This window comes from Micrococcus sp. EWR3.9.1 (assembly GCF_052615555.1).
This window is the reverse complement of record NZ_JBQXFD010000001.1, coordinates 151244-168309: the sequence shown is the minus strand read 5'-3', so window position 1 is coordinate 168309 and position 17066 is coordinate 151244. Positions and strand designations below refer to the sequence as shown.

Sequence of the window (17066 nt, the reverse complement as noted above, 5' to 3'; positions counted from 1 at the left end):
GAGGCTGCTGTCCCGTCGACTGCATCACTTCGGAGAGGAACCGTGTGCTGACCCTCGTGCTGGCCAACGCATCATTCGTGCCCCCCACCATCTCTGATGGTCACCTCCCGGAGATCTTCCCCTGGGGTGCGGAGTACGGCACCGGCTTCGGCAAGCAGATGCTGCTCGTCCTGCTCTCCGTGGTGCTCATCACCGCCTTCTTCGCGTGGGCCATGCGCCGTCCCCGGCTCGTGCCCGGCAAGGCCCAGTGGCTCGCCGAGTCCGGCTACTCCTTCGTCCGGAACGACATCGCGAAGGACATCCTGGGCGAGAAGAACTTCAAGCAGTGGGTCCCGCTGCTCTTCGCCATCTTCTTCTTCGTGCTGCTGAACAACCTGTTCGGCGCCATCCCGGTTCTGCAGCTGCCGACCTTCTCCCACGCGGGCGCCGCCTACGGCCTGGCCCTCATCGTCTACGCGATCTGGATCGGCGTCGGCATCAAGCGACACGGCGTGCGCTACCTGAAGTTGGCCGTCGTGCCCTCGGGTGTGCCCGGCTGGATCCTGCCGCTGCTCGTGCCGCTGGAGATCATCTCCAACTTCATCGTGCGCCCGCTGACCCACTCCCTGCGTCTGATGGCCACCATGCTCTCCGGCCACATGATCGTGATGCTCGCCGGCGCCGGCGCCGCCTACCTGATCACGCAGACCGACAGCCTGGCCCTGCAGGGCACCGGCATCCTGGTCATCCTCGGCTCGGTGGCCCTGTACTTCCTCGAGCTGCTGATCATGTACCTGCAGGCCTTCGTCTTCACGCTGCTGACCGCCATCTACATCCAGGGCGCGATCGACGCGAACGACCACTGATCTTCCGGGGCCGCCTCGGGCATGACCCAGGCGGCCGCGGTACGGCGGGAGAGCCCGCCACCAGTCTTCCCGGCCCTCCGCAGGAGGACCACCCGGGAGGCCGCCCCTCCACAACCCGGCCGGACACCTCGGCCTCGTGAAAGGAACACCATGGAACTGCACGGTTCGCTCAACATGATCGGCTACGGCCTCGCCGCCATCGGCTCCGCCATCGGCGTGGGCCTGATCTTCGCCGCCTACATCAACGGCGTCGCCCGTCAGCCGGAGGCCCAGCGCATCCTGCAGCCGATCGCCCTCCTGGGCTTCGCGCTCGCCGAGGCCCTCGCCATCCTGGGCCTCGTCTTCGCCTTCGTCATCGGCGCCTGACGCGCCGCGTCCACGGAGCGCCCGCACGGTGAGACCGTCGATGCTCCATCTCCACAGGACTCTTGACCGAAGGATGGTTGAAACATGATCAGCAACGGACTGATCCTCGCGGCGGCTGAGGGGGCCAACCCCCTGATCCCCAACCCGTGGGAGATCCTCGTCGTCGTGGTGGGCTTCGCCCTGCTCATGTTCATCGTCATCAAGTTCATCGTCCCGACCCTCGAGAAGTCCTACCAGGACCGTGTCGAGGCGATCGAGGGCGGTCTGGCCAAGGCTGAGAAGGCCCAGGCTGAGGCGAACGCGATGATGGCGGACTACGAGTCGCAGCTGGCGGACGCCCGCACCGAGGCGAACCGCATCCGGGAGGATGCCCGCACCGAGGCCGCCGAGATCGTGGCCGAGGCGCGCGAGCGCGCGACCGCCGAGGCGAGGCGCATCTCCGAGCAGGCGCAGGCGCAGATCGCCGCCGAGCGTCAGCAGGCCGCCGCGCAGCTCAAGCGCGAGGTCGGCTCGCTGGCCACGACCCTGGCCGGCAAGATCGTGGGCGAGTCTCTCGAGGACGACGCCCGCTCGCAGCGCGTGGTCGACCGCTTCCTGGCTGACCTGGACCGTCACCAGAGCGCAGGTGTCGCCGAATGATGACGGGCGCATCGAGGGACTCCCTGGCCGCCTCCCTGGAGGCCGTCGGTCCGGTGCTGGACGAGGGCGGCGTGGCCCTGGCACGCGAGCTGTTCGGCGCGCTGGACGTGGTGGACGAGCACGGCGCCCTGCGTCGCGCCCTGACCGACCCCGCCTGGACCACCGAGCGCCGTCACGGCCTCGTCGACTCGCTGTTCGGCGCCCGGGTGACCCCCGGTGCACTGCAGGTCCTCAAGGACCTTGCCGGCCGCCGCTGGTCGGCGGAGCGCGATCTCGGGGACGCCCTCGAGACGGTGGCCGTGCACGCGGCCGCCGCGGAGGCCGCACGCGGCGGACATGCGGGCCTGGCCGCCCTCTTGGGCGAGCTGTTGGCCTTCAACCGCACGGTGGAGGACTCGCACGAGGTGCAGCGGGCGCTCACCGATCAGCGCGCACCCCTCGAGGCACGGGTCAGACTGGCCGGTCGTCTCCTGGGCGCGTCGGCCAGTCCGGCCGGCCGACTGCTGGTCGAGCGCGCCGTCTCGGCCCCGCGCGGCCTGAAGCCGTCCGCCGCTATCCGCAAGGCCGCGGACATCGTCGCCGAGCGGCAGCGTCAGTGGATCGCCGAGGTGACCGTGGCCCGGCCGCTCGAGGCCGAGCAGCAGGAGCGGCTGGCCCTGGGCCTGCGCCGCGCCTTCGGCCGCGATCTCGTCATGGACGTGACGGTGGACCCCCACGTGGTGGGCGGCGTCCGCGTCCAGGTCGGCAACGACGTCGTCGACGGGTCCATGGCCTCGCGCCTTCACGACCTCCAGCGGCGGATGGCCGGCTGACGCCGGCCCCCGCCCGCATCCGGAACACCCACGAACGTAAGCATCATCGTCACGTCGATGATCACCAAGCACAGAGAGCAGGGACTGCAGATGGCCGAATTGACCATCAACGCTGACGATGTCCGCAATGCCTTGAACGAATTCGCGGCATCGTACGAACCGTCGGGCACCGATCGCACCGAGGTCGGCCGTGTCATCTCCGCGGCGGACGGCATCGCTCGTGTGGAGGGTCTGCCCTCCGTCATGGCGAACGAGCTGCTGCGCTTCGAGAACGGCATCCAGGGCCTGGCCCAGAACCTCGACACCCGCGAGATCGGTGTCGTCGTCCTCGGCGAGTTCCAGGAGATCCGCGAGGGCATGGAGGTGCAGCGCACCGGCGAGATCCTCTCCGTCCCGGTGGGCGATGCCTTCCTGGGCCGCGTGGTGGACCCGCTGGGCCAGCCCATCGACGACCTGGGCCCGATCGAGGCCGAGGGCCGCCGCGCCCTCGAGCTGCAGGCGCCGACCGTGACCGAGCGCAAGTCGGTCCACGAGCCGCTGCAGACCGGCATAAAGGCCATCGACGCCATGATCCCGATCGGCCGTGGCCAGCGTCAGCTGATCATCGGTGACCGCCAGACCGGCAAGACCGCCATCGCCGTGGACACGATCCTCAACCAGAAGGCCAATTGGGAGTCGGGCGACGTCGAGAAGCAGGTCCGCTGCGTCTACGTGGCCGTGGGCCAGAAGGCCTCCACCATCGCCGGCGTCCGCGCCACGCTGGAGGAGCACGGCGCCCTGGAGTACACCACCATCGTGGCCTCCCCGGCGTCCGACCCGGCCGGCTTCAAGTACCTCGCCCCCTACGCCGGATCGGCCATCGGCCAGCACTGGATGTACGGCGGCAAGCACGTGCTGATCATCTTCGACGACCTGTCGAAGCAGGCCGAGGCCTACCGCGCCGTCTCCCTGCTGCTGCGCCGCCCGCCGGGCCGCGAGGCCTACCCGGGCGACGTCTTCTACCTGCACTCCCGGCTCCTCGAGCGCTGCGCCAAGCTCTCGGACGACATGGGCGCGGGCTCGATGACCGGCCTGCCGATCATCGAGACCAAGGCGAACGACGTGTCGGCCTACATCCCGACCAACGTCATCTCCATCACCGACGGCCAGATCTTCCTGCAGTCGGACCTGTTCAACGCCAACCAGCGTCCCGCCGTGGACGTGGGCATCTCGGTGTCCCGCGTGGGCGGCGCCGCCCAGGTCAAGGCCATGAAGAAGGTCTCCGGCACGCTGAAGCTGGACCTGGCGCAGTACCGCGACCAGCAGGCGTTCTCCATGTTCGCCTCGGACCTGGACCCGGCCACCCGCCGCCAGCTCGCCCGCGGTGAGCGCCTCATGGAGCTGCTCAAGCAGCCCCAGTACTCGCCCTACCCGGTCGAGGAGCAGGTCGTGTCCATCTGGGCTGGCTCCAAGGGCCACCTCGACGAGGTGCCGGTGCAGGACGTGCTGCGCTTCGAGCGCGAGTTCATCGACCACCTGCGTCGCCACACCTCCGTCCTGACCGACATCGCCTCCACCGGCAAGCTCGAGGACGGCACCGTGTCCGCGCTCGAGTCGGCCGTCGCCGAGTTCTCGAAGGGCTTCCAGTCCTCCGAGGACGGCGGCGTGCAGGCCGGTCACGAGGAGCACCGCGCGATCGAGCAGGACCAGGTCGCGCAGGAGCAGATCACCAAGCAGAAGCGCTGACCGCCGGTCGGTGAGGGAGCGGTCCGGCGTCGGGCCCCACGGGGACGACGCCGGGCGGCCCTCCCGCCAGGGAAAGGACCACCATGGGAGCCCAGATCCGGGTCTACCGTCAGAAGATCGCGTCGACGTCGTCGATGAGGAAGATCTTCAAGGCGATGGAGCTGATCGCCACGTCTCGCATCACCAAGGCACGTGAGCGCGTCAGCGCGTCGTTGCCGTATGCGAACGCGATCACCCGCGCCGTCTCGGCCGTGTCGAGCCAGCACGACATCGATCATGTCCTCACCACGGAGCCCGAGAACCCGACCCGGGCGGCCGTGCTCATCATGTCCTCGGACCGCGGCCTCGCCGGCGCGTACTCCGCGAACGTGCTGCGCAAGGCCGAGCAGCTCCTCACCCGCCTCGGCGAGGAGGGCAAGGACGTGGACGTGTACGTCGTCGGCCGCAAGGCGCAGACGTACTTCGACTTCCGCGGCCGCGGCTACAAGAAGCTGTGGACCGGTCAGACGGACGCCCCCGTCGCCGAGCGCGCCGCCGAGATCGGCGAGGTGCTCGTGGACGCGTTCCTCACGGACACGGCCGACGGCGGCGTGGACGAGATCCACGTCGTGTTCACCGAATTCGTCTCGCTCGTGAAGCAGAACCCCCACGTGGTGCGCCTGCTGCCCCTCGAGGTCGTCGAGGAGGAGGCCGCCACCGCCGAGGATGTGCTGCCGCTCTACGAGTACGAGCCGGACGCGGAGGAGGTCCTCGACGCGCTGCTGCCCAAGTACATCGAGTCGCGCATCTTCAACGCGATGCTGCAGTCGGCGGCCTCGGAGCTCGCCAACCGTCAGCGTGCCATGAAGTCGGCGGGCGACAACGCCACGAGCCTCATCAAGGACTACACCCTCCTGATGAACAACGCCCGTCAGGCCGAGATCACCCAGGAGCTCACCGAGCTCATCGCGGGCGCGGACGCGCTCAACAACTCCTGAGCCCGTTCGGGACTCACCAGACTCGCCATCCACACACGATAGAAGTGAGAGAGATGACTGCCACCATCACTGACCAGGGCACCGGGACCCCCACCGGCGGTGCCACCGGACGCGTGTCCCGCGTCATCGGCCCCGTGATCGACGCCGAGTTCCCGGCCAACGCGATGCCGGAGATCTACAACGCGCTGACCACCGAGATCGACCTCAACGGCCAGCGCCGCACGGTCACCTTCGAGGTCGCCCAGCACCTCGGCGACAACATGGTCCGCGCCATCTCCCTGCAGTCCACCGACGGCCTGGTGCGCGGCACCGATGTCGTGGACACCGGCGCCCCCATCTCGGTGCCGGTCGGCGACGCCGTGAAGGGCCACATCTTCAACGTGCTCGGCGAGACCCTGGACATGCCGACCTCGCAGCTGCAGGCCGAGGACCGCTGGCCGATCCACCGCCCGGCCCCCAACTTCGCCTCCCTCGAGGGCTCCACCGAGATGCTGGAGACCGGCATCAAGGTCATCGACCTGCTGACCCCCTACATCAAGGGCGGCAAGATCGGCCTGTTCGGCGGCGCCGGCGTGGGCAAGACCGTGCTCATCCAGGAGATGATCACCCGTGTGGCCCGCAACTTCGGCGGCACCTCCGTGTTCGCCGGCGTCGGTGAGCGCACCCGTGAGGGCAACGACCTCTGGGTCGAGATGGACGAGGCGGACGTCCTGAAGGACACCGCCCTCGTGTTCGGCCAGATGGACGAGCCGCCGGGCACGCGTCTGCGCGTGGCCCTGTCCGCGCTGACCATGGCGGAGTACTTCCGCGATGTGCAGAACCAGGACGTGCTGCTGTTCATCGACAACATCTTCCGCTTCTCGCAGGCCGGCTCCGAGGTCTCCACGCTGCTGGGCCGCATGCCCTCCGCCGTGGGTTACCAGCCGAACCTGGCGGACGAGATGGGCGTGCTCCAGGAGCGCATCACCTCGACCCGCGGCCACTCCATCACCTCGATGCAGGCCGTGTACGTCCCCGCGGACGACTACACCGATCCGGCCCCGGCCAACGTGTTCGCGCACCTGGACGCGACCACCAACCTGACCCGTGACCTCGCGTCCCGTGGCCTGTACCCGGCCGTGGACCCGCTGGCCTCGACCTCGCGCATCCTCGACCCGCAGTACGTGGGCCAGGAGCACTACGACGTCGCCATCCGCGTGAAGCAGATCCTGCAGAAGAACAAGGAGCTGCAGGACATCATCGCGATCCTCGGCGTGGACGAGCTCTCCGAGGAGGACAAGATCACCGTGGGCCGCGCCCGCAAGATCGAGCAGTTCCTCTCGCAGAACACCTACACCGCCAAGCAGTTCACCGGCGTCGAGGGCTCCACCGTGCCGGTCAAGGACACCGTCGAGGGCTTCAAGGCCATCGCCGACGGCGACCTGGACCACGTCGCGGAGCAGGCCTTCTACAACGTGGGCGGCCTGGACGACGTCGAGCGCGAGTGGGCCAAGATCCAGGCCGAGGGCTGATCGATCATGGCTGAGCTCAACGTCGAGATCGTCTCCGAGGAGCGGTCCATCTGGTCGGGCGCCGCGTCGGCCGTGTCGGCGCGCACCGTCAACGGTGAGATCGGCATCCTCCCGGGCCACACCCCGATGCTCGCCGTCCTCGGCGACGGCGAGGTCGTGGTGCGCACCACGGACGGCGGCACCGTCACCGCGCAGGCCCACGGCGGCTTCTTCTCCGTGGACCACGACCGTGTCGTGATCGCCGCGACGTCCGCCCGGCTGGGCGACGCCGCGGCGGCCTGACGCGGCGCGGCAGGACCTGACGGTGGAGGGCCCGGTGCTCATCGCCTCGGCGGCCGTGGGGGCAGTCATCGTGCTGTCGGCACTCGCCCTGGTGATGCGGCGCCGGGCCCTCGCCCGTGTCACGGCCGCCTTCCCGGCGGTCCTGGAGCGGGAGGGCCCGGGGCGTGAGCGTGTGATCGGCGTGTACGACGAGTCCCGCCTGCGCCTCACCGGGGGCTGGCGCCTCTCGCGGGAGCGCTGGAGCGCGGACCGGAGCCGCCTGCAGATCGACCGCCTCCCGGCGGACGAGGCCGGCCGGGCCGTCCTGGAGCTGAGCGCCGGCACACGTCCGGTGCGCGTCGTCGTCGACCCCGACGACGCCGGCGCCCTGCGCGCCTGGAGCGAGGCGGGGCCGTCCGCGGCGTCGTCCTTCTGGCGCCGCTGAGCCCGCCCGGCCCCTCAGAACAGGCGGGACTCGGCGTCGTCCACGCCGCGCATCGCGTCGTAGTCGAGGGTGACGCAGCGGATGCCGCGGTCCTCGGCGAGGGTGCGGGCCTGGGGCTTGATCTGCTGGGCCGCGAACACGCCGCGCACGGGCGCCAGGAGCGGGTCCCGGTTCATCAGCTCGAGGTAGCGGGTGAGCTGCTCGACCCCGTCGATGTCCCCGCGGCGCTTGAGCTCGACCGCCACGGTGCCGCCGTCGGCGTCGCGGGCCAGGATGTCCACGGGGCCGATCGCCGTCATGTACTCGCGGCGCACGAGGGTGTGGCCGTCGCCGAGCAGGCTGATCTGCTCGGCCAGCAGACGCTGCAGATCCGCCTCCACGCCGTCCTTGACGAGGCCGGGGTCCACGCCGAGCTCGTGGGAGTCGTCCGCCAGGACCTCCTCGATGAGCACGATGAGCCGGTCATCGGACTTCTTGGCCTGCACGCGCCAGACCTGCGTCACCCCCTGGTCGGCCTGATCGGGGGAGGGCTCCTCCACGTGCAGGGTCGCGGGCGGCGACATCCAGTTGAGGGGCTTGTAGGAGCCGCCGTCGGAGTGCACCAGCACCGAGCCGTCCGCCTTCACCATGAGCAGGCGGGTGGCGGTGGGCAGGTGGGCGTTCAGGCGGCCCTCATAGGTCACGGAGCAGCGGGCAATGACGAGTCGCACCGGTCCATCCTAGGCGGACCGCGCCCACCCGCTCGTGTGCCAGCATGGGGGCATGCCCCGTTCGAACCGCCCCCGCCGCTCGTCCGCGCCTCGGCGGAGCGAGCGCGGGGCCTCCGGCGCCTCCCGGCGGTCCCGGCCGTCGCCGGGGCGCGCCGACCCGCTCGAGGAGCTCCTCGGCCTGGACGCGGGCTACTCGCGCCAGTCCGGGTCCGACGGCGGATGGCACGTCCGGCAGATCCCCGCGTGGCGCGCGGTGAAGGACTACACGTGCCCCGGCTGCGGCCGGGTGATCCGGCAGGGCCAGGCGCACCTCGTGGCCTGGCGCGCGGACTGGATCATGGGGGACGAGGACGCGGGGGCGGACCGGCGGCACTGGCACCCGGTGTGCTGGCGCACCCGACCGGGCCGCTGACCGCGACGGTCCGGGCCGCGCCGCCGTCGTGGGCCTACCGGGCGTCCTGGCGGGGGATGAAGACCTCGCGGACCAGCAGCAGCAGCGCGACGGCGAGCGGGATCGCCATGAGGGCGCCGAGGACGCCGAGCAGCGCGCCTCCGGCGATCACCGCGATCACGGCCACGGCCGCCGGCACGGACACCGCGCGCGCCATGACGCGCGGCGAGATGACGTAGGCCTCGATCTGCAGATAGACGAAGTAGATGGCCGCGAACACGGCGGCGGTCTGCCACGACGTCAGCAGGCTCACGAGGGTCAGCAGCGTGCCGCCGATCGCGGCGCCCACCAGCGGGATGAACGCCATGAAGGCGGCGATCGCGGCGAGCAGGACGGCGAAGGGGGCGCCGGCGATGGCCAGCGCCGTGAACGCCACCGCGCCGTTGAGGGCGGCCACGAAGGACTGGCCCATCACGTAGTGGCCGACCGAGGAGGTGATCTGCTCGGACAGCGCCTCGATGCGGGGCCGGCGCGAACGCGGTGCGAGCCGGTAGGCCCAGTACTTCATGTGCGGCAGGGAGGAGAGGAAGTACAGCGTCAGCACGACCACCACGAGCACCGAGAAGACGGCGTTCAGCACGGTCTGGCCGAAGCCGAGGAGCCCGCCGAACAGGTCGGTGACGGCGACGCCGTCGGCGGCGAGGCGCTCGGTCTGGGCGCGGACGGCCTCCTGGAGGTGGAACTCCTCGTCGAGCTGCACGAACCACTCGGCGGTCATCACCCCGTCGATGATGGCCGGCAGGTCCTGGACCAGCTGCGTGGACTGCTCGATCACCGTGGGGACCAGGAGGGCGACGAACGCCCCGGCCACGGCGGCCAGGCCGAGCGCGGCCGTGAGCACGCCGACCCAGCGGGGCGCGCCCCAGGACTCGACCCGGCGCACCAGCGGATCCAGGCCCAGGGCGATGAACAGGGCCGCGGCGATCCACACGATGAGCTGTCCGTTCGTGCGCAGCACCGAGACGACGCCGATGGCCAGGGCCACGCCGACTGCGAGCAGGAAGCCGGTCAGCACGGGGGACTCGACGACCACGGCCGCGACCGCCGGATCCTCGGCGCCGTCGACGGGGACCGACTCGGGGTCCACCCGGTCCTCCTCGAGGAAGGGACGGCGCCGCCGCAGGACCGAGCCCAGGCGGGGCAGTCGACGACGCCCGGCGGGCGCCGGCCCGTGCGACCGCGGCGCGGCGGCCACCCCGACCGGCTCCACGGGGACGCCGGCCACGGGCGGCTGCTCGGCGCCCTCGGGCTCGGCCGGGGCGCGGACGTCGGCGACGCCGGTGGCATCCGGGCCGGATGCGGTCTCCTTCTCCTCCACGCGCTCAGCGTACGTCAGGGCCCCGGCCTGACCGCGCCGCGCCCGGGAGGCTACCGTGGGGCCCAGTGACAACGCCCCTCGCCCCGGCGACGGGGCGGCCCCGGACCGGAAGGATCGTGACCGACGTGACCGCCCAGCCCCCCTCCGACGCCCCGTCCCACCTGCGCGGCGCCGTCGACCTGTCCTCGCTCGGCACCCCGGCCCCGGCCGGGCGCACCGCGCCGGGGGCCGACGCCGGCGCCGGCGGCGGCTCGTGGGTGATCGCGGACGCCGACCAGGGTCTGCTGCAGCAGCTGGTCCAGCTCTCCGCCCAGGTGCCGGTGCTGCTGCACCTGCACGTGCCCGGGGATGCGGCGAGCGAGGCGCTCTACCGCCAGTTCGCGGACGCGGCCGACGCCCAGGCGGGACGGCTCGTGCTCGCGCGTCTGGACGTGGCGAAGGAGCCCGCAGTGCTGCAGGCGCTCGGCCTGGGGGCCGGCCCCGCGGTCATGGCCGTGGTGGCGGGGCAGCCGGTGCCGCTGGTCAATCAGGAGGTGCCGGAGGAGACGCTGCGCCAGCTCATGGGGGAGATCCTCGAGGTGGCCCGTCAGAACGGCGTCGCCGGCACCGTGCCCCCCGTCGCCCCGGCGCGCCAGGACGCCGACGCCGCGGCTGCGGAGGCTCCGCCCGTGCCGCCGCTGCACCGGGCCGCCCATGAGGCCCTCGCCGCCGATGACCTGCCCGGGGCCGTCTCGGCGTGGGAGGCGGCGCTGGCCGACAGCCCCGCGGACGCCGTGGCCCAGCAGGGCCTGTCGGCGGCCCGCCTCATGCTGCGCACCCGTGACGCCGACGCCGCGGCGGTGCGCGCGGCCGCCGCGGACGGCCCGGACGACGTCGCCGCCCAGCTCGCCGTCGCCGACCTGGACGTGCTCGGCGGCCACGTGGAGGACGCCTTCGACCGGCTCGTGCGGTTCATCGCCCTCCACCCCGGCGACGACCGTGAGACGGCGCGCGCCCACCTCGTGGACCTCTACACCGTGGTGGGCACGGACGACCCCCGCGTGCAGGCCTCGCGGCGCCGGCTGGCCGCAGCGTTGTTCTGAGGGACCCACGGTTCATCCCTGAGGAGGACGCCGTGACCGCCTGACAGTGGGTAACGTCCCAGGCATGACTCCGCATGCGTCCGAGCCTGCCCCCACCCACCTCGCCGCCGCCACCCGTCGGCGCGCGGTGGACGCCCCCGATCCGGACCTCGCCCTCGTCACGCGCGGGCTGACCCAGCGGTTCGGGGACAAGCTGGCACTCGACGCGCTGGACCTGGACGTCCCGGCCGGATCGTTCTTCGGGGTGGTCGGGCCCAACGGGGCGGGCAAGACCACGGCCCTGTCGATGGCCACCGGGCTGCTGCGCCCGGACCACGGCCGCGCCTGGATCCACGGCGTCGACGTGTGGGAGCAGCCCCTCGAGGCCAAGCGACGGGTCGGCGTGCTCGCCGACGGCGTGCGCACCTTCGACCGCCTCACGGGCGCGCAGCTCGTGACCTACGCCGGGCTGCTGCATGGCCTCGACGCGGACACCGTGGCCGAGCGGACCGCGGACCTGCTGCGGGTGATGGACCTGGAGGACGCCGGCCGCACGCTCGTGGCCGACTACTCCGCCGGCATGACCAAGAAGGTGTCCCTGGCGGCCGCCATGGTCCACGCCCCGGACCTGCTCGTCCTGGACGAGCCGTTCGAGGCCGTGGACCCGGTCTCCGCCGCGAACATCCGGGACATCCTGCACTCGTACGTGGAGCGGGGCGGCACCGTGATCGTCTCGAGCCACGTGATGGACCTCGTCCAGCGCATGTGCACCCACGTCGCCGTGATCGCGGCCGGGACGCTGCGGGCCGCCGGCACGCTCGAGGAGGTCCGGGACGGGCACGACCTCGAGGACCGCTTCGTGGACCTCGTCGGCGGCCGCCACGGCTCGGAGGGGCTGGCATGGCTCTGACGCTCGTCCGACTGCGCTGGACGCTGACCCTGAACCAATGGCGGCGGTCCCCGTTCACCCTGGTGGTGAGCGTGCTCGGCGCGCTGTACGTGCTCGGCATGGCCGCCGTGGCGGTGACGCTGCTCGTCACGGGCCTGCCCGCCCTGCCGGACGAGGCCCGCGGCGCCACGACCGTGCTGGCCGCCACCGTCGTGGTGCTCGCCTGGCTCGTCATCCCGCCGTTCGTCACGGGCGTGGACGCCACCCTCGACCCGCACAGCTTCGTGCTCTTCCCCGTCCCGGCCCGCACCCTCATCGCCGGGCTGGTCCTGAGCGCCTTCACGACGCCGGTCGGGCTCGCCACGCTGGCCGTGCTGGTGGGCCTGGGGGCCAGCTGGTGGGACCGGCCGGCCGCGCTGGCGGCAGGCCTGGCCGGGGGCGCGCTGACCGCGGTGACCGCCGTGGCGATCGGCTCCGGCCTCGCCGGCCTCCTGGCCGCCTACGCGAGCCGCCGTCGGGTGCGGGACGTCGTCTCCATCCTGCTGTTCATCCCGCTCATGCTCGGCGGCCTCGCCCTCTCGCGGGCCGTCGCGTCGTTCGAGGACTTCCTGGCGATCGCGCCCCAGATCGCCCGCGGCGCGGCGTGGACCCCGTTCGGGGCGGGCCCCGCCGCGGCGTGGGCGGCCGCCGAGGGCCGCGGCGCCGCCGTCGCGCTCCACCTCGCGGTGGCGGCGGCCTGGTGCCTGGCCGCCCTGGCCCTGTGGCACCTGGCCGTGCGCCGCACCGTGGAGCCGGTGGCCGTGGGCGGCGGTCGGTCCCGCCGCGTCGCCGCGGGCGCGGACCCGACGCCGCTGCGCTGGCTGGGCCGACCGGCCACGGGCCCGCGCACCGCGATCGCGGCCCGCGCCCAGCGCTACTGGCTGGCCGATCCGCGGTACGCGGCCGGGCTCATCATCATCCCGCTCATGGCCGTCCTGCTGTGGTTCACCGGGGGCATGGCCGCGGAGGGGGGTCCCGGACTGGGCCTGCTGCTGATCCTCGGGCCGATCACCGCCTGGTCCCTGGCCTACTCGATCTCCGCGGACATCGCCTACGACCACACGGCGTTCCACCTGCACGTCGTCTCGGGCGTGCGGGGCGTGGACGACCGCTGGGGCCGGGTCCTGGGCCTGGCGGGCTGGGGGGTGCCGATGATCCTGCTCGTGACGACGGCGACGGTGGCGGCGGCGGGGGACTGGTCCCTGCTGGCGCCGATGCTGGGCCTGGCCCTCGGCCTGTTCGGGACGACCGCCGGGCTGTCCGCGTTCGTCTCCGCCCGCTTCGTCTACCCGGTTCCGAAGCCGGGCGACAGCCCGTTCGCGACGCCGCAGGGCGCGGCCATGCGCACGATGCTCGTCCAGGGCGCCTCGCTGCTGGTGAGCCTCGCGCTCGCGATGCCGTTCCTGGCGCCCTTCGTCGTCTGGCTCGTCACCGGGGCCGCCGTGTGGGGCTGGGTGACGGTGGCCCTCGGGCTGGTGTGGGGCGCCGTCGCGCTGTGGCTGGGCGTGCGCCTGGGGGCGCGCTGGTACGACCGCGCGCAGGCCGAGACCTACCAGGCCGTGGCCGCCTTCTGAGGGGCGCGGCTAGACTGGCCCGCATGAGTGTGACCGGCGAACCCGACCTGAACGACCCCTTCGCGCCCGCCGGCGGCGGCACGTCCGTCCTCGAGCGCGAGGAGCTGCGGCAGGAGATCGAGCCGGGCGACCACGAGCGCTTCGCCCACTACGTCCGCAAGGAGAAGATCACGGAGTCCGCCGTCACCGGTGCCCCCGTGATCGCCCTGTGCGGCAAGGTGTGGGTGCCGGGCCGGGACCCGAACAAGTTCCCCGTGTGCCCCACGTGCAAGGAGATCTACGAGGGCCTGCGCGAGCCGCAGGACGGCGGCGACGGCGACGGCGGCGGCAAGCGCGGTGGCTGGTTCGGAGGCCGCGGCCGTGGCTGACGGCCGCTCCCTGACGAGCGGCACCCCGGACGGCAGCGTCCAGCACGACCTGTTCCACATCGGCGAGGACCTTCCCCCCGCCATGCCCGAGCGCGCGGCGTGGGGAACGGCCCCCAAGCTGCGCCAGTGGCAGCAGGAGGCGCTGGAGCGCTATCTCGAGACCGCGCCGCAGGACTTCCTGACGGTCGCGACCCCCGGCGCGGGCAAGACCACGTTCGCGTTGCGCGTGGCCAAGATCCTGATGGACTCCGGCGTGGTGCAGCGGCTGACCGTCGTGGCGCCCACGGACCACCTCAAGCGCCAGTGGGCGGACAACGCCGCGCGCGTGGGCATCGCGATCGACCCGAACTTCAAGAACGCGGACGGGCGGCACGGCGCCGAGTACCGCGGGGTGGCGCTGACGTACGCCCAGGTGGCGAACAAGCCCGTCCTGCACCGGAACCGCACCGAGGCCGCCAAGACCCTCGTGATCCTCGACGAGATCCACCACGGAGGCGACGCCCTGAGCTGGGGCGAGGGCATCCGCGAGGCGTTCGAGCCGGCCACGCGGCGTCTGTCCCTGACCGGCACCCCGTTCCGCTCCGACACCGCCTCCATCCCCTTCGTCCGCTACGAGCTCGGCGCGGACGGCATCGAGCGGTCCAAGGCGGACTACACGTACGGCTACGGCCCGGCGCTGCGGGACCACGTGGTGCGCCCGGTGATCTTCATGGCCTACTCCGGGCAGATGCGCTGGAAGACCTCCACCGGCGAGGTCATGGAGGCTCAGCTCGGCGAGGCCGCCACGAAGGACATCACCGCCTCCGCCTGGCGCACCGCGCTGGACCCGGCGGGCGAGTGGATCCCGTCCGTGCTGCGCGCGGCCGACCGGCGGCTCAGCGAGGTGCGCCGCAACGTGCCCGACGCCGGCGGCCTCGTGATCGCCTCGGACCACCAGGACGCGCGCGCGTACGCCGCGCAGCTCGAGGCGCTGACCGGCCAGCGGCCGGCCGTGATCCTCTCGGACGACAAGGGCGCCTCGGATCGCATCGAGAAGTTCGCCGCGTCGGACGAGCGGTGGATGGTGGCGGTGCGCATGGTGTCCGAGGGCGTGGACGTGCCCCGCCTGTGCGTGGGCGTGTACGCCACGTCCACGTCCACGCCCCTGTTCTTCGCCCAGGCCGTGGGCCGCTTCGTGCGCTCCCGCCGGCGTGGGGAGACCGCCTCGGTGTTCCTGCCGTCCGTGCCCGCGCTCATGCTGCTGGCCAACGAGATGGAGCTCGAGCGGGACCACGCGCTGGACCGCAAGGAGGGCGCCGTCGAGGTCGAGGACCTCGAGGACGCCCCCGAGGAGGACCTCATCGCGGAGGCCAACCGGGCCGAGAGCGGCTCGGACGCGCTGACGCGGGAGAAGTTCGAGGCCCTCGAGTCCCGGGCGAGCTTCGACAAGGTGCTCTTCGACGGCGGCGAGTTCGGCCTCGGCGGCGCCGTCGGCTCGGAGGAGGAGCAGGACTTCCTCGGCATCCCGGGCCTGCTGGACGCCGAGCAGGTCTCCGCCCTGCTGCGGCAGCGGCAGGCCGAGCAGATCCAGCGCCGGCCGCGTGCGCAGGCGGCCGAGCCCGCCGACGTCGTGGACCACCGGCGGATGAAGGAGCTGCGCTCCGAGCTGTCCAAGACGGTGTCCGCCTGGGCGGCCCGTTCCGGCCAGCCGCACGGGGTGATCCACAACCGCCTGCGGGAGATCTCCGGCGGCCCCGCCGTGGCCCAGGCCTCCCGCGAGCAGCTGGAGAAGCGGCTGAGCACCCTGCGCGGGTGGTTCGTCGGCCGGGCCTGAGGTCCGTCGGGCGCGGCGGGCGCCGGCGGGCCGTGCCGACCTGAGCGCCGGGTTCAGCCGTCCCGGGACTGGACGCGCACGAAGGCGCGCAGCTCGTCGCCCTCCACGTCACGGGACTCGCGGAAGCCATGGGTCTCGTAGAAGGCGCGCTGGCGCTCCTCGGTGTCCGTGAGCAGCACGTGCTGACGGACATGGCCGTACCGGCGAAGACGTGGCGCAGCAGCTCGGAGGCGATGCCGCGGCGCTGGTGCACCGGATGCACGAGGATGTCCTGCAGGTAGGCGATGGTGTGTCCGTCGGAGACCACGCGGGCCAGGCCGACCAGACGGCCGCCGTCGAAGGCGGTCACCACGGTGGCCGAACCCTGCAGCCCGCCCATGAGCGTGTCCATGTCCGCCGTGGAGGCGGACCAGCCCACGGCGTCGTAGAGGGCGCGGACGTCGTCGGCGGCCGGGATCGCTCCGGAGAGGTAGCGGATGCCGTCCCGGTCTGCGGCGATGGGGGAGTCGGTTATGGCTGCTCTCCTCGTCTGCGTCGGGCACCGGCTCCGGCACGCCCGCCGGGGCCGCACCCGCTCACGAGGTCGCCAGGACGGCCCCGGCGGCCTCCATCTCGTGGAGCGCGGCCTGGGCGGCCGCCTCGTCGACGCCGGCCACCAGGTCGGTCAGCACCGTGACCTCGTAACCGGCGTCGAGGGCGTCGAGCACGGTGGCGCGCACGCAGTGATCCGTGGCGATGCCCACGACGGTGATCGCGTCCACGCCCTGCTCGCGGAGCCACTCGTCGAGGCCGGGGGCGCCGGACTCGACGGCGGCCGCGGCCACGGCGGTGGCCCCGTACGGGCCGACGGTCCCGGAGGGGCGCTCGCCCGCGGCCCCGGTCGGGACGGCGTCGGGCTCGCCGAGGGCGCCGTCGAAGCCGGAGTAGGCGTCCGTGTGCAGGCCCTTGAGGAACTCGGCGTCGAGGTGCTCGGCGTCCAGGTCGGGATGCAGCTCGGCGCCGGCGGTGCCGGCCACACAGTGCACCGGCCAGGTGGTGCGGAAATCCGGCTCGGCGCCGGTGGCCGCGGCGAAGTGCGTGCCCGGGTCGACGTGCCAGTCGCGCGTGGCGGCCACGGCCGCGTAGGCGTCCGCGTGCTCGGCCAGGTGCTCGCTGACCCCGGCCGCGACGGCGGCGCCGCCGGTCACGCCGAGGGCGCCGCCCTCGCAGAAGTCGTTCTGCACGTCCACGATCACCAGGGCGCGGTTCAGGTTCTCCATGGG

At 72.5% G+C, this 17066-nt stretch carries 19 protein-coding genes and 1 pseudogene; 15 read left to right on the top strand and 5 right to left on the bottom strand.

Annotated elements, in window-relative coordinates:
- The first annotated feature begins 44 nt into the window (after nt 1-44).
- The 9 genes from atpB to ACUJ8O_RS00775 all read left to right on the top strand — a co-directional run bounded on the left by atpB (nt 45) and on the right by ACUJ8O_RS00775 (nt 7581).
- A complete protein-coding gene (gene atpB, locus ACUJ8O_RS00815) occupies nt 45-845 on the top strand; it encodes a F0F1 ATP synthase subunit A (RefSeq protein ID WP_010079020.1) in 801 nt (266 codons plus the stop codon).
- Between the two features lie 150 nt (nt 846-995).
- Nucleotides 996-1211 carry an ATP synthase subunit C gene (locus tag ACUJ8O_RS00810; protein WP_002857264.1) on the top strand — a complete coding sequence of 72 codons (216 nt, stop codon included), beginning with the start codon at nt 996-998 and terminating at the stop codon, nt 1209-1211.
- 84 nt (nt 1212-1295) lie between these two features.
- Nucleotides 1296-1850 carry a F0F1 ATP synthase subunit B gene (locus ACUJ8O_RS00805; protein ID WP_115261380.1) on the top strand — a complete coding sequence of 185 codons (555 nt, stop codon included), beginning with the start codon at nt 1296-1298 and terminating at the stop codon, nt 1848-1850.
- Complete coding sequence (locus ACUJ8O_RS00800) at nt 1847-2662, top strand: F0F1 ATP synthase subunit delta (RefSeq protein ID WP_115261378.1); 816 nt, start codon at nt 1847-1849, stop codon at nt 2660-2662. The genes ACUJ8O_RS00805 and ACUJ8O_RS00800 overlap by 4 nt, the downstream gene beginning before the upstream one ends.
- Before the next feature lie 90 nt (nt 2663-2752).
- Nucleotides 2753-4387, top strand: coding sequence for a F0F1 ATP synthase subunit alpha (gene atpA / locus ACUJ8O_RS00795; RefSeq protein ID WP_115261376.1), 1635 nt, complete (start codon nt 2753-2755; stop codon nt 4385-4387).
- An 83-nt stretch (nt 4388-4470) separates the two neighbouring features.
- Complete coding sequence (locus tag ACUJ8O_RS00790; RefSeq protein WP_010079016.1) at nt 4471-5364, top strand: F0F1 ATP synthase subunit gamma; 894 nt, start codon at nt 4471-4473, stop codon at nt 5362-5364.
- 53 nt (nt 5365-5417) lie between these two features.
- On the top strand, nt 5418-6875 hold the full coding sequence (gene atpD / locus ACUJ8O_RS00785; RefSeq protein ID WP_073115742.1) for a F0F1 ATP synthase subunit beta: 1458 nt from the start codon (nt 5418-5420) through the stop codon (nt 6873-6875).
- 6 nt (nt 6876-6881) lie between these two features.
- Complete coding sequence (locus ACUJ8O_RS00780; protein ID WP_002857254.1) at nt 6882-7157, top strand: F0F1 ATP synthase subunit epsilon; 276 nt, start codon at nt 6882-6884, stop codon at nt 7155-7157.
- Between the two features lie 34 nt (nt 7158-7191).
- Nucleotides 7192-7581, top strand: a complete 390-nt coding sequence (locus tag ACUJ8O_RS00775) for a DUF2550 family protein (protein WP_225348404.1) — start codon at nt 7192-7194, stop codon at nt 7579-7581.
- Nucleotides 7582-7595: 14 nt separating this feature from the next.
- Here the strand turns inward: ACUJ8O_RS00775 and nucS are convergent, their stop codons facing one another.
- On the bottom strand, nt 7596-8291 hold the full coding sequence (nucS, locus tag ACUJ8O_RS00770) for an endonuclease NucS (RefSeq protein WP_002857250.1): 696 nt from the start codon (nt 8289-8291) through the stop codon (nt 7596-7598).
- A gap of 52 nt (nt 8292-8343) precedes the next feature.
- On the opposite strand from nucS, the gene ACUJ8O_RS00765 reads away from it, so the two are divergent.
- Nucleotides 8344-8703: a hypothetical protein gene (locus tag ACUJ8O_RS00765; RefSeq protein ID WP_049161478.1), complete on the top strand. Its 360-nt coding sequence runs from the start codon at nt 8344-8346 to the stop codon at nt 8701-8703.
- A 34-nt stretch (nt 8704-8737) separates the two neighbouring features.
- Here ACUJ8O_RS00765 and ACUJ8O_RS00760 read toward each other — a convergent pair whose 3' ends face one another.
- Nucleotides 8738-10060, bottom strand: a complete 1323-nt coding sequence (locus ACUJ8O_RS00760; RefSeq protein WP_095346535.1) for an AI-2E family transporter — start codon at nt 10058-10060, stop codon at nt 8738-8740.
- Nucleotides 10061-10185: 125 nt separating this feature from the next.
- On the opposite strand from ACUJ8O_RS00760, the gene ACUJ8O_RS00755 reads away from it, so the two are divergent.
- From ACUJ8O_RS00755 to ACUJ8O_RS00735, 5 genes are all read left to right on the top strand, one after another.
- A complete protein-coding gene (locus tag ACUJ8O_RS00755; RefSeq protein ID WP_256999277.1) occupies nt 10186-11142 on the top strand; it encodes a co-chaperone YbbN in 957 nt (318 codons plus the stop codon).
- 64 nt (nt 11143-11206) lie between these two features.
- Nucleotides 11207-12031, top strand: coding sequence for an ABC transporter ATP-binding protein (locus ACUJ8O_RS00750; protein ID WP_095346531.1), 825 nt, complete (start codon nt 11207-11209; stop codon nt 12029-12031).
- On the top strand, nt 12022-13623 hold the full coding sequence (locus ACUJ8O_RS00745) for a Tat (twin-arginine translocation) pathway signal sequence (protein ID WP_445373057.1): 1602 nt from the start codon (nt 12022-12024) through the stop codon (nt 13621-13623). Before ACUJ8O_RS00750 ends, ACUJ8O_RS00745 begins: the two co-directional genes overlap by 10 nt.
- 23 nt (nt 13624-13646) lie before the next feature.
- A complete protein-coding gene (locus ACUJ8O_RS00740; RefSeq protein WP_010079007.1) occupies nt 13647-13991 on the top strand; it encodes a DUF3039 domain-containing protein in 345 nt (114 codons plus the stop codon).
- Nucleotides 13984-15804, top strand: a complete 1821-nt coding sequence (locus ACUJ8O_RS00735) for a DEAD/DEAH box helicase (protein ID WP_095347690.1) — start codon at nt 13984-13986, stop codon at nt 15802-15804. Before ACUJ8O_RS00740 ends, ACUJ8O_RS00735 begins: the two co-directional genes overlap by 8 nt.
- A 53-nt stretch (nt 15805-15857) precedes the next feature.
- Here ACUJ8O_RS00735 and ACUJ8O_RS00730 read toward each other — a convergent pair whose 3' ends face one another.
- The 3 genes and pseudogenes from ACUJ8O_RS00730 to ACUJ8O_RS00720 form a co-directional block, all read right to left on the bottom strand.
- Complete coding sequence (locus ACUJ8O_RS00730; protein ID WP_370450160.1) at nt 15858-15983, bottom strand: hypothetical protein; 126 nt, start codon at nt 15981-15983, stop codon at nt 15858-15860.
- 83 nt (nt 15984-16066) lie between these two features.
- Nucleotides 16067-16183: pseudogene (locus tag ACUJ8O_RS00725) on the bottom strand (GNAT family N-acetyltransferase); the annotation flags it as partial.
- A 196-nt stretch (nt 16184-16379) separates the two neighbouring features.
- Nucleotides 16380-17063: an isochorismatase family protein gene (locus tag ACUJ8O_RS00720; protein ID WP_010079002.1), complete on the bottom strand. Its 684-nt coding sequence runs from the start codon at nt 17061-17063 to the stop codon at nt 16380-16382.
- Between the last annotated feature and the right edge of the window lie 3 nt (nt 17064-17066).

What these genes read in the sequence shown, in the direction of transcription:
- atpD (WP_073115742.1), top strand. Translation starts at nt 5,418, where the DNA reads ATGACTGCCACCATCACTGACCAGGGCACCGGGACCCCCACCGGCGGT.
- ACUJ8O_RS00790 (WP_010079016.1), top strand. Translation starts at nt 4,471, where the DNA reads ATGGGAGCCCAGATCCGGGTCTACCGTCAGAAGATCGCGTCGACGTCG.
- ACUJ8O_RS00750 (WP_095346531.1), top strand. Translation starts at nt 11,207, where the DNA reads ATGACTCCGCATGCGTCCGAGCCTGCCCCCACCCACCTCGCCGCCGCC.
- ACUJ8O_RS00810 (WP_002857264.1), top strand. Translation starts at nt 996, where the DNA reads ATGGAACTGCACGGTTCGCTCAACATGATCGGCTACGGCCTCGCCGCC.
- ACUJ8O_RS00765 (WP_049161478.1), top strand. Translation starts at nt 8,344, where the DNA reads ATGCCCCGTTCGAACCGCCCCCGCCGCTCGTCCGCGCCTCGGCGGAGC.
- ACUJ8O_RS00720 (WP_010079002.1), bottom strand. Translation starts at nt 17,063, where the DNA reads ATGGAGAACCTGAACCGCGCCCTGGTGATCGTGGACGTGCAGAACGAC.
- ACUJ8O_RS00740 (WP_010079007.1), top strand. Translation starts at nt 13,647, where the DNA reads ATGAGTGTGACCGGCGAACCCGACCTGAACGACCCCTTCGCGCCCGCC.
- ACUJ8O_RS00805 (WP_115261380.1), top strand. Translation starts at nt 1,296, where the DNA reads ATGATCAGCAACGGACTGATCCTCGCGGCGGCTGAGGGGGCCAACCCC.
- ACUJ8O_RS00780 (WP_002857254.1), top strand. Translation starts at nt 6,882, where the DNA reads ATGGCTGAGCTCAACGTCGAGATCGTCTCCGAGGAGCGGTCCATCTGG.
- atpA (WP_115261376.1), top strand. Translation starts at nt 2,753, where the DNA reads ATGGCCGAATTGACCATCAACGCTGACGATGTCCGCAATGCCTTGAAC.
- ACUJ8O_RS00745 (WP_445373057.1), top strand. Translation starts at nt 12,022, where the DNA reads ATGGCTCTGACGCTCGTCCGACTGCGCTGGACGCTGACCCTGAACCAA.
- ACUJ8O_RS00800 (WP_115261378.1), top strand. Translation starts at nt 1,847, where the DNA reads ATGATGACGGGCGCATCGAGGGACTCCCTGGCCGCCTCCCTGGAGGCC.